The organism is Pedococcus sp. P2_E4 (assembly GCF_056403935.1).
Genome location: NZ_JBFUEO010000001.1, coordinates 52,368 through 65,494 on the forward strand (window position 1 = coordinate 52,368; position 13,127 = coordinate 65,494).

The window sequence follows — 13,127 nt, forward strand, 5'->3', positions numbered from 1 at the left end:
CGGAGCGGGATGTCGTCAGCCCGCGGCGACGGGCCACTGCGTCCAGTCGTCCGGGAGCAGGCTCTGGGCCACGAACGACCGGGCCGACTCGGGTGCTCGGAGCACGCGCCAGGTCGCGCCCCGGTCGGTGCTCACGGTGAGCAGGACCTGACGGCCTGACCACGGCTTCTCCAGCTCGAGGTCAGCGGGCACCCGGTAGAACGCCATGGTCCCGTTGGTGGTCTGCCGCACGAGGCCGTCCCCGAAGCCGTTGCGCGTCGTCTCCGGGAACGGGTGCCTGTGCACCTTCCCGGTGGAGTCGAGCCACACGGCCGCGGTGTCGCCCATGCCCCACAGGAGACTGTCCTGCTGGTCGGACCACTGCAGGGGCGGCGCGTCCATCCCCATCAGGGCGAACCGGTCGAGATCGACGACGCACAGCCGGTTCAGGCCGCAGACGACCACGTCGTGGCCCACCCGCGCCGGCAGCAGCGTGCTGGAGCGGAGGTCACGCAGGTCGGCGGGGTCGGGCGCGTCGGCGGTGAGCAGCGCCGGCGCCGACCCGAAGGCGACTGCGCCTCGGCCGTCGGGGCTGGGGTCGCCGACGTTCGGGTCGACGTAGAACCAGCCATCGGGGAGAGCTTCGACGTTGGTGTAGCCGGTGAGCGGGAGCAGGTGGTTCGAGGAGTGCGTGCCACGCACGACCTCGATGGCGAGCGCACAGGTCGTGCTCCCCGGCGCGGCTGGCCCTCCCCACGGCCGGCAACGACTCCACAACGTCGCGGTGGCCCCGGCGCCGTCGGGTGACCTCAGGGTGTCGCCGCGCGTTGCGGCGGGGTTCTGGACGAGGTCCTCGAGCGTGAGTGGACCCGCGGTCGCTGACCCGCCGGGCGGCGTGGCGCTGTGGGCGGGAGGGGTGGCGTCCGGCCGACCCGACTGCGCGGTGAGCACCGCCACGACGGCGACGGTGGCAGCCAGCGCGAGCGATCCCGCGGCTGCCGTCCGGCGTCGGCGCCGGCCTGCCACGGCCACGAGGTCGGCGAAGTCCGGAGGCGTGAGCTGGTCCGCGACCCGTCGCAGGTCCATGAGGTCAGACATGTTCGGACTCCTCCCTCAGCAGGTCTGCCAGGGCGGCCCGCGCCCGGGAGAGCCGGGACTTCACGGTGCCCTCGGGGACGTCGAGCTCGGCGGCCACCTGTGCCGTCGACAGGTCGGCGATGTAGTGCAGGACCGCGGTGAGCCGCAGGTCGTGGGGCAGCTGGGCGAGCGCGGTGACCAGGGCGACGTGGTCGGGGGACAGCTCGACCTCCCGGACGCCACCGGGGGCGGGCACCCGGGCTCGGCGGACGACACCCAGGTGGCGCCACCTGTTGCGGACGTGGTTCACCGCGACGGTGCGCAGCCAGGCCTCGGGGTTCTCGACGCTGGCGAAGTGGGCGCCCTGCCGGATGGCCTTGATGAACGCCTCCTGCACGGCGTCCTCGGCCTCGGCCGCGTCGCCACAGACACCGAGCAGCTGCACGACGAGCCGCCGGTACGACGCGTCGTATACCCGACCCACGACCTCGTGACGCTCCATGGCCACCTCGGCTCTGCCCTCAGTGCGATGTTGACACCTGGACGACACCTCAGGGGCGGGTTCGGTTCGCATCCGCCCCTTCACGGGTGGTCATCCCGTCTCGCATCCCAGACGGTATGCCGGGTGCGCGAGGCGCGCACCCGGCATACGTCCGCTGCAATGGAGGCATGACGACCACTGCCACCTCCGCACCGACGGTCACCGTCGGCACCGGTCCCGTTTCGTTCGAGGACGTCGTCGCGGTCGCGCGGCACGACGCACAGGTCGAGATCTCGGCGGAGTCGCTGGCCGAGGTCCAGCGGACCCGCGCCGTCATCGAGGCGCTCGCCGACGACTCGGTCGCGCACTACGGCGTCTCCACCGGCTTCGGGGCGCTCGCGACCCGGCACATCCCCGTCGAGCTGCGCGCCCAGCTGCAGCGCTCGCTCGTCCGGTCGCACGCTGCTGGCTCGGGTGCCGAGGTCGAGCGGGAGGTGGTCCGGGCCCTGATGCTGCTGCGGATCTCGACGCTGGCCACGGGGCGCACCGGCATCCGCGCCGAGACGCTGCAGACCTATGTCGCGATGCTCAACGCCGGCATCACCCCGGTCGTCCACGAGTACGGCTCGCTCGGCTGCTCGGGCGACCTCGCCCCGCTCTCGCACTGTGCGCTGGCCGTCATGGGCGAGGGCGTCGTGCGCGACGCGGCGGGGGAGCGCATGGCGACCGCGGACGCGTTCGCCGCGGCGGGGATCACTCCGGTCGAGCTGCGCGAGAAGGAGGGTCTGGCCCTCATCAACGGCACCGACGGCATGCTCGGGATGCTGGTCCTCGCCATCACCGACCTGCGGCAGCTGCTCAAGACCGCTGACATCACGGCCGCGATGAGCGTCGAGGGGCAGCTGGGCACGGATGACGTGTTCGCCGCCGACCTGCACGCGCTCAGGCCCCAGCCCGGTCAGGCCATCTCTGCTGCCAACCTGCGAAAGATCATGCAGGACAGTGGCATCCGTGACAGCCACCGCGACCCCGAGGCCTGCACGCGCGTCCAGGACGCCTACTCCCTGAGGTGTTCGCCGCAGGTGGCGGGCGGTGTCCGGGACACCGTCGAGTACGCCGCGACGGTGGCTGGCTTGGAGCTCGCCTCAGCGGTGGACAACCCGGTCGTCACGCCCGACGGCAGGGTCGAGTCCAACGGCAACTTCCACGGCGCCCCGGTGGCCTACGTGCTCGACTTCCTGGCAATCGTCGCGGCCGACCTGGCCTCCATCTCGGAACGCCGCACCGACCGGTTCCTCGACGTCTCGCGCAACCACGGCCTGCACGCGTTCCTGGCCGACGACCCGGGTGTCGACAGCGGCCACATGATCGCGCAGTACACCCAGGCGGCGATCGTCTCCGAGATGAAGCGGCTGGCGGCCCCGGCGTCGGTCGACTCCATCCCGTCGAGCGCGATGCAGGAGGACCACGTCTCGATGGGCTGGTCGGCCGCCCGCAAGCTGCGCCGGTCGATCGACGGCCTCACCCGTGTCCTGGCCGTCGAGCTGCTGACCGCGGCTCGCGCGCTCGACCTGCGGGCGCCGCTGACCCCCGCTCCGGCGACCGCTGCTGTCGTGGCGGCCCTGCGCGCGGCAGGGGCACCGGAGCCGGGCAGGGACCGGTTCCTCGCCCCCGAGATCGAGACCGCCGTGCAGCTCGTCGCCAGCGGCGCAGCGGTCGCCGCAGCAGAGGCCGTCACCGGCCCCCTCAGCTGAACCACCCGTCATACCCCCTCGTCACTGAACCGTCCGACCAAGGCACTGAAGGAGAACGACATGGAAGGCGCTCGCCCCGTCCGCGCCCCCCGCGGCACCTCGCTCGCCCACGCCACGCACTGGGGTGCCGAGGCTCCGCTGCGGATGCTCATGAACAACCTCGACCCCGAGAACGCCGAGCGTCCCGACGACCTCGTCGTCTACGGCGGCACGGGACGAGCGGCTCGTGACTGGAAGTCGTTCGATGCGATGGTCCGGACCCTCAGCACGCTCAAGCAGGACGAGACCATGCTGGTCCAGAGCGGACGCCCCGTCGGGGTCATGCAGACCCACGAGTGGGCGCCGCGGGTGCTCATCGCCAACTCCAACCTCGTCGGCGACTGGGCCACCTGGCCGGAGTTCCGCCGCCTCGAGCACCTCGGTCTCACGATGTACGGGCAGATGACCGCCGGGTCGTGGATCTACATCGGCACGCAGGGCATCGTGCAGGGGACCTACGAGACCTTCGCTGCCATCGCCGAGAAAAAGTTCGGTGGCACCCTCGCCGGCACCCTGACCCTGACCGGTGGGTGCGGCGGCATGGGTGGGGCCCAGCCGCTCGCCGTCACCATGAACGAGGGCGCCTGCCTCATCGTCGACGTCGACGGGACCCGCCTGCGCCGCCGCGTCGAGCACCGCTACCTCGACGAGGTCGCCGACTCGCTCGACGAGGCGATCGACAAGGCCGTCGCCGCGAAGAACGAACGTCGCGCGTGGTCGGTGGGTGTCGTGGGCAACGCTGCCGAGGTGTTCCCCGAGCTGCTGCGTCGCGGGGTCCCCATCGACATCGTCACCGACCAGACGTCGGCCCACGACCCGCTGTCCTACCTGCCCGAGGGGATCTCGGTCGAGGACTGGCACGAGTACGCCGAGAAGAAGCCCGAGGAGTTCACCGACCGGGCCCGCGAGTCGATGGCCAAGCACGTGCAGGCGATGGTCGAGTTCCAGGACGCCGGCGCCGAGGTCTTCGACTACGGCAACTCGATCCGTGACGAGGCGCGCCAGGGCGGTTATGAGCGGGCGTTCGAGTTCCCGGGGTTCGTGCCCGCGTACATCCGGCCGCTGTTCTGCGAGGGCAAGGGCCCGTTCCGCTGGGCGGCCCTGTCGGCTGACCCCAAGGACATCGCCGCCACGGACAAGGCAGTCCTCGACCTGTTCCCGGACAACGACCGGCTGCACAAGTGGATCCGCGGTGCGCAGGAGCGGATCGCGTTCCAGGGTCTGCCTGCCCGCATCTGCTGGCTCGGGCAGGGCGAGCGCGACAAGGCCGGGCTCGCCTTCAACGAGCTGGTCCGCACCGGTGAGGTGAGTGCCCCGATCGTCATCGGTCGCGACCACCTCGACACCGGTTCGGTGGCCAGCCCCTACCGCGAGACGGAGGCCATGCTCGACGGCTCGGACGCCATCGCCGACTGGCCGCTGCTCAACGCCCTCGTCAACACCTCGTCCGGCGCGTCGTGGGTGTCGATCCACCACGGCGGCGGTGTCGGCATCGGTCGCTCGCTCCACGCGGGGCAGGTCTCACTGGCCGACGGCACGGACCTGGCCGCCCAGAAGCTGGCCCGGGTCCTCACCAACGACCCGGCGATGGGCGTCATCCGCCACGTCGACGCCGGCTACGAGGTCGCCGAGCGCACCGCCGTCGAGCAGGGCGTTCGGATCCCCATGCGCGAGGGGTGATTCGGCCCCTCGCCAAGGGAGGGGTATGCCGGGTGGTCGCCACGTTGCCGCGGTCGCCGCACGGTGCCGCGAGCGCACAGGCGGCAGCGTGCGACAGCCGCGGCAACGTGCGCTCGGTCCGGCTAGACGGGGTCGGTGACGTCGGCGACCTCGGCGGCCAGCGCGGCCACGACGTCGTCCGCGTCCGCCGTCGCCGCCACCCCGTGGCCCCCCGCACCGATCGAGATCGGGCGCCCGGTGAGGGTGGCGTCGGCGACGACCGGCCACGCGGTCAGCGAGCCGAACGGCGTGATCGTGCCGCGCACGTAGCCGGTCACGTCGCGGGCGGTGTCGGCGTCGGGCATCGACAGCCGGTTGACGCCCAGGTGCGCGCGCAGCTTGGGCCAGGAGATCTCGCGGTCGCCGGGCACGAGGACGAACAGGTAGTCGTCCTCGCCGCGGCGCACCACGAGCGTCTTGACGATGTCGCGTGGCTCGACGCCTCGCGCCGCCGCGGCCTCCTCGAGCGAGCCCACCCGACCGTGGCGGGTGATGGTGTGCGTGATGCCACTGTCCTGCAGTGCCGCTGCAGCGCGCGCCGCCCCGTCGTCCATGCGCCCACTCTAGGCACGGCGGCAGTCTCCGGTCCGAGACGGAAAGCCCCGGTCCCCCGACGGTGTGCCCGGGTCTGGTGTGGAATGGTCTGGTCGGTGCACCCGTACCGCCAGCCAGAGAGGGCAATGTGAGCTTCGAGTCGATGTGGACGGCGATCGAGCCGCTCGGACGCGACGGCGGGTCGGGTGGCTACCGGCGGTTCGCGTGGACGCGGACCGACCACGACCTGCGCGAGTGGTTCTCCGGCGAGTCCGCGGCCCGTGGACTCGATGTCACCGAGGACCGCATGGGCAACCAGTGGGCCTGGTGGGGCAACCCCGACGAGGCGCTCGGTCGCGGGGTCAAGGGCGTCGTCACCGGGTCGCACCTCGACAGCGTTCCCGACGGTGGGGCCTTCGACGGCCCGCTGGGAGTCGTGAGTGCCTTCGCTGCCCTGGATGCCTTGCAGGACAAGGGGTTTGCGCCCAACCGACCGATCGGCATCGTCAACTTCGTCGATGAGGAGGGCGCCCGCTTCGGTGTCGCCTGTGCCGGGTCGCGGGTCATCACCGGGGCGATGACCGCTCGCCGTGCCCGTAGCCTCACCGACGCCGACGGCACGACCATGGCGGACGCGCTGAAGGCCGCCGGCCGCGACCCACACCAGATCGGCCGTGACGACGACACCGTCAACCGCATCGGCGCCTTCGTCGAGCTGCACGTCGAGCAGGGCAGGGGGCTGGTCGACCTCGAGCAGCCAGTCGCGGTGGCGTCGGACATCTGGCCGCACGGCCGGTGGCGCCTCGACTTCACCGGTGAGGCCAACCACGCCGGCACCACCCGGCTCGAGGACCGGCACGACGCGATGCTCGGCTATGCCGGCGCCGTCCTCGCGGCTCGCGAGGCCGCCATAACCCACGGCTGCGTCGCCACCATCGGCAAGGTCGCCGTCACGCCCGGTGGGGTCAACGCCATCCCGAGCGCGGTGACCGGGTGGCTCGACGCGCGCGGCGCCAGTCCACGCGCGGTGCGTCGCGCCGTCGCCGACATCGGCTCCATGGTCGCGCAGTCCGGCGGCAGGATGACCGAGGAGTCCTGGACCCCCTCCACCCCGTTCGACAGCGCCCTGTCCGCCCGCCTGCAGACCCGGCTGGGCGGCATACCGGTCCTGGGCACCGGCGCGGGGCACGACGCCGGCATCCTCGCGAACGCGGGTGTTCCCTCGGCGATGCTCTTCGTCCGCAACCCCACCGGCGTCTCCCACTCACCCTCCGAGCACGCCGAGCTCTCGGACTGCCTCGAGGGCGTCGAGGCGCTCACGGCCGTCCTCGAAGACCTCGCCAGCGAGGGACCATGACGACCTACTGGGCCGAGCACGCGTGGCTGCCCACCGGACTGGCCAGCGACGTGCGCTTCGAGGTGACGGCCGAGGGGACCTTCACCGGCGTCCGGCCCAGGGCGCGCCCGCACGACGGCGACGAGCACCTGCGCGGGGTGGTCCTGCCCGGGCTGGCGAACGCGCACAGCCATGCCTTCCACCGGGCGCTGCGCGGGCGCACCCACGGGGACGGCGGCAACTTCTGGACGTGGCGTCAGCTGATGTATGCCGTGACGCGCCACCTCGACCCCGACACCTACCTCGCGCTGGCGCGCGCGGTCTACGCCGAGATGGCGCTCGCGGGGATCACGGTGGTCGGCGAGTTCCACTACGTGCACCACGACCCGGCCGGCAAGCCGTACGCCGACCCCAACGCCATGGGCAAGGCGCTCATCGAGGCCGCTCGGGAGGCCGGGATCAGGCTGACCCTGCTCGACACCTGCTACCTCGCCGGCGGGCTGACGGGCGAGGGCCACGTGGAGCTCGACGACGTCCAGCGCCGGTTCACCGACGGTGACGTCGACTCGTGGGCCGCGCGCGTCGCAGCCCTCGAGTCCGACCCGACCACCCGGCTCGGTGCCGCCGTGCACTCGGTGCGCGCAGTCCCGCGCGACCAGCTCGCCGCGATGGCCGAGGTGACCCGCGGTCGGGTCGTGCACGCGCACGTGAGCGAGCAGCCCGCGGAGAACCTCGCGGCCCAGATGTTCTACGGCGCCACCCCGACCCAGCTGCTGGGCGAGGCCGGCCTGCTGAACGAGCGGTTCTCGGCCGTCCACGCCACGCACCTCACCGACGACGACGTCGCCCTGCTGGGCTCGTCGCGGTCGACCGCCTGCTTCTGCCCCACCACCGAGCGCGACCTCGCCGACGGGATCGGCCCGGCCCACGAGCTGGTCGCCGCGGGCGCCAGGCTCTCGCTCGGGTCGGACCAGCACGCGGTGATCGACCCGTTCGAGGAGATCCGCGGGCTCGAGATGCACGAGCGCCTGGTGAGCAACGAACGCGGGCGGTTCACCCCCGACGAGCTGCTCGAGGCCGCCAGCGTCGCCGGCTACCGCAGCCTAGGCTGGGCCGACGCCGGGACCATCGCCGACGGGCAGGCAGCCGACTTCGTCATGGTGCGCACCGACACGGTCAACACCATCGGGTCGCGGGCCGGCCAGATCCTCTACAGCGCAACCCGGTCCGACATCGACACCGTCGTCGTCGCCGGGCGCAAGATCGTCGAGGCGGGCCGGCACCACCTCGGCGACACCGCGGCCCTGCTGGGCAAGGCACTCGCCGACGTGAGGGAGCACCACTGATGACGTCGACCTTGGTGACCACCATCGGCGAGCTCGTCACCTGCGACGGCCCCGCGGACGGTCCGGCCGCCGACCGCCTCGGCCTGCGCCGCGATGCTGCCGTCGTGGTCGACGACGGGTATGTCGTCTGGCTGGGCCCGGCGGCAGACGCACCGGCCGCCGACCACCGGGTCGACGTCGAGGGCCGGGCGGTGGTCCCCGGCTTCGTCGACTCGCACGCGCACCTCGTCTTCGCCGGAGACCGGGGAGCGGAGTTCGCGGCCCGGATGGCAGGAACGCCCTACGACGGTGGTGGGATCGGCGTGTCCGTCGCGGCGACCCGTGCCGCCGACGACGAGACGCTGCGGGGGCTCGTCGCCGCCCGCGTCGCCGAGATGCGTGCCCAGGGGACCACGACCGTCGAGATCAAGAGCGGCTACGGCCTCACCGTCGACGACGAGGCGAGGGCGCTGCGGATCGCACGCGAGCTCACCGACGAGACGACCTTCCTCGGCGCCCACGTCGTGCCGGCCGAGTACGCCGGTGACCGGCCGGCATACCTGGACCTGGTGACCGGGCCGATGCTCGAGGCGGCGGCGCCGCACGCCCGGTGGGTCGACGTCTTCTGCGAGCCGCACTCGGCGCACGCGTTCACGCACGACGAGGCGAGGGCGGTGCTGCTCGCGGGCCGCGCCGCGGGGCTCGGGCTGCGGGTTCACGGCAACCAGCTCGGCCACGGGCCCGGGGTCCAGCTGGCCGTCGAGCTCGGGGCCGCCAGCGTCGACCACTGCACCTACCTGTCGCCTGCTGACGTCGAGGCGCTCTCGGGAGCCGCGGACACGACGGTCGCGACCCTGTTGCCGGGGGTCGAGTTCTCCACGCGGTCGCCCTACCCCGATGCCGCGGCGCTCCTGCGGGCCGGCGTCTCGGTCGCGCTGGCCACCGACTGCAACCCGGGCACCTGCTACTCGTCGTCCATGCCGTTCGTCATCGCCCTCGCCGTCCGCGAGATGGGGCTCACCCCGGGCGAGGCTGTGCTCGCCGCCACGCGAGGGGCTGCGAAGTCGCTGCGGCGCGACGACATCGGCCGCATCGCCGTCGGTGCGCGCGGGGACCTCACCGTCCTCGAGGCGCCCTCCCACGTGCACCTGTCCTACCGCGCGGGCGTGCCGATCGCCCGTGCCCTCGACCTGCCGGCCTGACTGCGGGAGGCCTGACGGCGGGAGGCCTGACGGCGGAGGCCGACGGCTCGTCCGCCAGCCTCGGCGGGCCGTCGGCGAACCGTGAGGAGACGGTCAGGCGTCGCCCTGCTGCATCGCCTTGGGCAGGTGCCCGGCGGACTTCTCGTAGTACTGCGCGGCCTTGCGCGTGGCGACCACCCGGGCAGCCCCGGCAGCGAGCCCCGTGAGGGCAGCGAAGGCGACGGCGTCCCGCCACGGCGTGCGCGGGTCGCGGGGGTCGACCACGGCGTCGCGCCCGGCCTTCTTCCAGATCGTCGTCACGAGCTTGTTGGCGACGACCCCGGCCAGCACCGCCGATCCCGTCCCGAGCACTCGCCACACCAAGGGGCCCATCGTGTCCTCCGCATCCGTGAGCTGACCATGGTCCGGAACTGACCGTGGTCCTGCTCCCCACCCTGTCACACGGTGGAGTAGCGTGGGCACCTGTAACGACAGGGGAGCGCGCGAGCGCTGAGAGTGCGGGAGACCGCAGACCCTCACACCTGATCCGGTTCGCACCGGCGTAGGGAGTCGAGATCTCAGGCACCTGTCGGGCGACTGCGTCCCGCAGTGACGGGGTGAGGTCGTCCGGCGAGGGGTCTCCCCGAGGTATCCACGGATTCCACGGGAGAAGGAACACATGAGCACCACCAACACCCCGGCCACCTCGGCCTCCACCACCTCCACGCCTCGACGCGGAAGTCTCCGCGCGTCGGCACCACTCACCCGCTGGCGCACGGTCGACCTGCTGACCGTGGCGTTCCTCGGCGCCGCCTTCGGCATCGCCTACTGGGGCTGGGGGCTCGCCTACGAAGCCCCGGCCAACGCCATCAGCGCCGGCTTCCCGCCGCTGTCCGGCCTGTTCGCCGGCCCGTGGTTCATGGCAGGAGTAGTCGGGGGGCTGGTCGTCCGCCGACCCGGCGCCGCCCTCGCCTGCGAGGTCGTCGCGGCCCTCGTCTCGATGCTCCCCGGCACCCAGTGGGGCGCCACGACCCTGGTCTCCGGCATCGTCCAGGGCGTCGGCACCGAGCTGGGCTTCGCCCTCTTCGGCTACGGCGCCTTCGGGCTGCTCGCCGCCATCGTCGCGGGCGGGCTCGCCGGCCCGCTCGAGGCCGGCTACGAGTCCACCAACTGGATCAAGGACTGGGCCCTGACCTGGAAGCTCGCGTATGCCGGGATCCTCACCGCCAGCGGCGCGGTCCTCGCCGGCGCCGGTGGCTGGCTCGTCACCACCGCGCTGGCCAGGGCAGGGGCGCTCGGTGCGTTCCCGGCCGGCCAGGAGGAACGGGAGTCACGCGCTGTCTGAGCGCGTCGGGGCGAGCGACGGACGGGGTCGGTCGGACGCCTCGACCGACCCCGACGGCGCCGAGGCGCCCCGGGGCGCCGTCGAGGTCCGGGCGCTCACCTGGCGCCCGTTCGGTCGTCGGTCGCCCGTCATCCCGGGCGTCCACCTCGACATCCCTGCCGGCCAGCGCGTCCTGCTCGTCGGTCCGAGCGGCTCGGGCAAGTCCACCCTGTTGCGCGGGCTCGCCGGAGTTCTCGAGGTGGCCGACTCCGGCGAGCGGTCCGGGACGGTGCTGCTCGACGGCGTCGAGCCCGGGTCCCGGGCGGGCGCGGTCGGCCTGGTGCTGCAGGAGCCCGGCGCCGGTGTCGTGTCGGCAACCGTCGGCCGTGACGTCGCCTTCGGCCTGGAGAACATCGCGGTTCCTCGGGTCGACATGCCGGCCCGGGTCGCGCAGGCCCTCCGGGCAGTCCGCCTGGACATGCCGCTGGATACCCCCACCCACGCGCTCTCGGGGGGCGAGCAGCAGCGGCTCGCGCTCGCCGGTGCCCTGGCCCTCGGCCCTTCGCTCCTGCTGCTCGACGAGCCGACCGCGATGCTCGACCCGGCCAGTGCCGCGTCGGTGCGGGCCAGTGTCGCGGAGGTGGCCGACGCCCGGCGCCTGACGACGGTCGTCGTCGAGCACCGGCTGGGGCCGTGGCTCGACTTCGCGGACCGGCTCGTGGTGCTGGACCGCACCGGCGCCGTCGCCGCGGACGGCGAGCCCCGTGAGGTCCTCGCGGTCCACGGCAATTCCCTTGCAGCGCAGGGGATCTGGGTGCCGGGCATCCCCGCTCCGCACCCCCACCGCATACCCGTGGGCACGTTCACCACCAACCCGATCGGGGCCAACGTCGTCGCCCTGTCCGCCCAGGAGGTCACGGTCGAGCGCAGCGTCCGCCGCCTTGACGGCTCGACGCGCACCACGACGGCGGTCCGCGACCAGTCGCTGGCGGCACGTGCCGGGCAGGTGCATGCCCTCGTCGGACCGAGCGGCTCCGGCAAGTCCACGCTGCTGCTCGCGATGGCCGGGCTGCTCGACCACTCGGGCACAGTCGTCGCCCACACCGACCTGACGCCGGCCGCCGCGCGCGGTGGCTCGCGCGACCCGGCCACGTGGAGCTCTCCGGACGTCGCGCGGGCACTCGCCTGGGTGCCCCAGTGGGCGAGCTCGACCCTGGTGGCGCACACGGTGCTCGACGAGGCGATGACCACGTCGCGCGCCCTCGGCCTCGTGGAGGACGAGGCGTTCTCGCGGGCCCGAGCGCTGCTCGACGCGCTCGGCCTGGCCCACCTCGAGCAGGTCGACCCGCGGCACCTCTCCGGGGGTGAGCAGCGCCGGCTCGCGATGGTGGCCGCTGTGGTGCACCAGCCCACGGTGCTGCTCGCCGACGAGGCGACGGTCGGCCAGGACCGGCTGACCTGGGCCGCGGTCACCGGGGTGGTGACGGCGCTGCGCGATGCGGGGTCCGCCGTGGTGCTCACCACCCACGACGACGACGTGATTGCCCTCGCGGATCGCACGACCGCGGTCACCCGGCCCGACCAGCCTGCCGAGCGGCCGGTTCCGCGGCGACCGCTCGTGGCCCGGTGCGGGCCGCTCGCGCTGCTGGCGACGGCCGCGCTCGCCATCCCGGCCGGGGTCCTGTCGCCGCACTGGTCGACGAGCCTGGTGGTGCTCGCCGTTCAGGCGGTCCTCGCGATGGTCGGGCTCTGGGCTCCGGCGAGGGGTGCGGTCGCAGGCGACCCCGCTCCCACCGGGCGTGCGAGGGCGGTGGCGGTGCGCCTGCTCCCCGGGCTCGTGGGAGCCCTCTCGGTGGCGTGGTCCACGTGGCTGCTGGGGGGCCATGACCTCTCCACGGCCTGCACGGCGGGGTTGCGGGTGCTCATCATCGTGCTGCCGTCTGCGGTCCTCGTGCGCTACGTCGACGCCGACGCGCTCGGCGACCACCTGGCCCAGCAGCTGCGGCTGCCGGCCAGACCCGTCGTCGCGCTGGCCGCCGCCCTGCAGCGGGTGCACACGTTCGGCGACCTGTGGACCGAGATCGCGCGGGCTCGGCGCGTCCGCGGCATCGGCGCGACGGCGCGGTCGCCCCGGTCCGTCCTCGCCGAGCTGTGGGCCCTGACCGTCGGCATCCTGGTCCGCTCACTGCTCGCCGCGGCGACGCTCGCGGTGGCGATGGACGCACGTGGCTTCGCCACGGCATACCGGCGCACGTGGGCTGCCCCCGCGCCTTGGCGGGCCGCGGACACGCTCCTCGTCGTGCTCGGACTGGTCCCGGCCGCGGTCGCCGTCCTCGCCTGAGGTTCCCTCTTGTGCCGCTGGCACGTCGGGAGCAAGG

The 13,127-nt window shown here is 73.2% G+C and carries 11 protein-coding genes and 1 riboswitch; of the genes, 7 read left to right on the plus strand and 4 right to left on the minus strand.

The genetic code is table 11. The features are described 5' to 3' along the window. Positions 1–15: 15 nt before the first annotated feature. A complete protein-coding gene (locus AC1DV7_RS00255) occupies positions 16–1,077 on the minus strand; it encodes a hypothetical protein (RefSeq protein ID WP_477593401.1) in 1,062 nt (353 codons plus the stop codon). Next, the gene (locus AC1DV7_RS00260; protein WP_477593403.1) at positions 1,070–1,558 is read right to left on the minus strand and encodes an RNA polymerase sigma factor; all 489 of its coding nucleotides are present in this window, start codon (positions 1,556–1,558) and stop codon (positions 1,070–1,072) included. Before AC1DV7_RS00260 ends, AC1DV7_RS00255 begins: the two co-directional genes overlap by 8 nt. Positions 1,559–1,725: 167 nt before the next feature. Between AC1DV7_RS00260 and hutH the strand changes: the two genes are divergently transcribed. Both hutH and hutU read left to right on the plus strand, forming a co-directional pair. Continuing rightward, positions 1,726–3,291: a histidine ammonia-lyase gene (gene hutH, locus AC1DV7_RS00265; RefSeq protein WP_477593405.1), complete on the plus strand. Its 1,566-nt coding sequence runs from the start codon at positions 1,726–1,728 to the stop codon at positions 3,289–3,291. 60 nt (positions 3,292–3,351) lie between these two features. After that, positions 3,352–5,010 carry a urocanate hydratase gene (gene hutU / locus AC1DV7_RS00270; RefSeq protein WP_477593407.1) on the plus strand — a complete coding sequence of 553 codons (1,659 nt, stop codon included), beginning with the start codon at positions 3,352–3,354 and terminating at the stop codon, positions 5,008–5,010. Positions 5,011–5,132: 122 nt separating this feature from the next. Here the strand turns inward: hutU and AC1DV7_RS00275 are convergent, their stop codons facing one another. Continuing rightward, complete coding sequence (locus AC1DV7_RS00275; protein WP_477593409.1) at positions 5,133–5,603, minus strand: aminoacyl-tRNA deacylase; 471 nt, start codon at positions 5,601–5,603, stop codon at positions 5,133–5,135. Between the two features lie 143 nt (positions 5,604–5,746). On the opposite strand from AC1DV7_RS00275, the gene AC1DV7_RS00280 reads away from it, so the two are divergent. Genes AC1DV7_RS00280 through hutI form a run of 3 tightly spaced genes read left to right on the plus strand, consistent with a single transcriptional unit; the run spans position 5,747 to position 9,446 of the window. Beyond that, complete coding sequence (locus AC1DV7_RS00280) at positions 5,747–6,940, plus strand: allantoate amidohydrolase (protein ID WP_477593842.1); 1,194 nt, start codon at positions 5,747–5,749, stop codon at positions 6,938–6,940. Then, positions 6,937–8,265 carry a formimidoylglutamate deiminase gene (locus AC1DV7_RS00285; RefSeq protein WP_477593411.1) on the plus strand — a complete coding sequence of 443 codons (1,329 nt, stop codon included), beginning with the start codon at positions 6,937–6,939 and terminating at the stop codon, positions 8,263–8,265. Before AC1DV7_RS00280 ends, AC1DV7_RS00285 begins: the two co-directional genes overlap by 4 nt. After that, positions 8,265–9,446 carry an imidazolonepropionase gene (gene hutI, locus AC1DV7_RS00290; RefSeq protein WP_477593413.1) on the plus strand — a complete coding sequence of 394 codons (1,182 nt, stop codon included), beginning with the start codon at positions 8,265–8,267 and terminating at the stop codon, positions 9,444–9,446. The genes AC1DV7_RS00285 and hutI overlap by 1 nt, the downstream gene beginning before the upstream one ends. A 93-nt stretch (positions 9,447–9,539) precedes the next feature. Here the strand turns inward: hutI and AC1DV7_RS00295 are convergent, their stop codons facing one another. Continuing rightward, positions 9,540–9,818 (minus strand): DUF4235 domain-containing protein, encoded by a 279-nt coding sequence (locus AC1DV7_RS00295; RefSeq protein ID WP_477593415.1) that lies wholly within the window; start codon positions 9,816–9,818, stop codon positions 9,540–9,542. Positions 9,819–9,908: 90 nt separating this feature from the next. Then, positions 9,909–10,011: riboswitch (TPP riboswitch) on the plus strand. Positions 10,012–10,104: 93 nt separating this feature from the next. On the opposite strand from AC1DV7_RS00295, the gene AC1DV7_RS00300 reads away from it, so the two are divergent. Both AC1DV7_RS00300 and AC1DV7_RS00305 read left to right on the plus strand, forming a co-directional pair. Then, the gene (locus AC1DV7_RS00300; RefSeq protein ID WP_477593417.1) at positions 10,105–10,770 is read left to right on the plus strand and encodes an ECF transporter S component; all 666 of its coding nucleotides are present in this window, start codon (positions 10,105–10,107) and stop codon (positions 10,768–10,770) included. Further along, entirely contained in the window at positions 10,724–13,090 is a 2,367-nt protein-coding gene (locus AC1DV7_RS00305) for an ATP-binding cassette domain-containing protein (RefSeq protein WP_477593419.1), read from the plus strand. The genes AC1DV7_RS00300 and AC1DV7_RS00305 overlap by 47 nt, the downstream gene beginning before the upstream one ends. Positions 13,091–13,127: the final 37 nt, after the last annotated feature.

Coding starts and splice junctions, on each gene's coding strand:
- hutU (WP_477593407.1), top strand. CDS start 3,352: ATGGAAGGCGCTCGCCCCGTCCGCGCCCCCCGCGGCACCTCGCTCGCC.
- AC1DV7_RS00255 (WP_477593401.1), bottom strand. CDS start 1,077: ATGTCTGACCTCATGGACCTGCGACGGGTCGCGGACCAGCTCACGCCT.
- AC1DV7_RS00275 (WP_477593409.1), bottom strand. CDS start 5,603: ATGGACGACGGGGCGGCGCGCGCTGCAGCGGCACTGCAGGACAGTGGC.
- AC1DV7_RS00285 (WP_477593411.1), top strand. CDS start 6,937: ATGACGACCTACTGGGCCGAGCACGCGTGGCTGCCCACCGGACTGGCC.
- AC1DV7_RS00300 (WP_477593417.1), top strand. CDS start 10,105: ATGAGCACCACCAACACCCCGGCCACCTCGGCCTCCACCACCTCCACG.
- hutI (WP_477593413.1), top strand. CDS start 8,265: ATGACGTCGACCTTGGTGACCACCATCGGCGAGCTCGTCACCTGCGAC.
- AC1DV7_RS00295 (WP_477593415.1), bottom strand. CDS start 9,818: ATGGGCCCCTTGGTGTGGCGAGTGCTCGGGACGGGATCGGCGGTGCTG.
- AC1DV7_RS00280 (WP_477593842.1), top strand. CDS start 5,747: ATGTGGACGGCGATCGAGCCGCTCGGACGCGACGGCGGGTCGGGTGGC.
- hutH (WP_477593405.1), top strand. CDS start 1,726: ATGACGACCACTGCCACCTCCGCACCGACGGTCACCGTCGGCACCGGT.
- AC1DV7_RS00260 (WP_477593403.1), bottom strand. CDS start 1,558: ATGGAGCGTCACGAGGTCGTGGGTCGGGTATACGACGCGTCGTACCGG.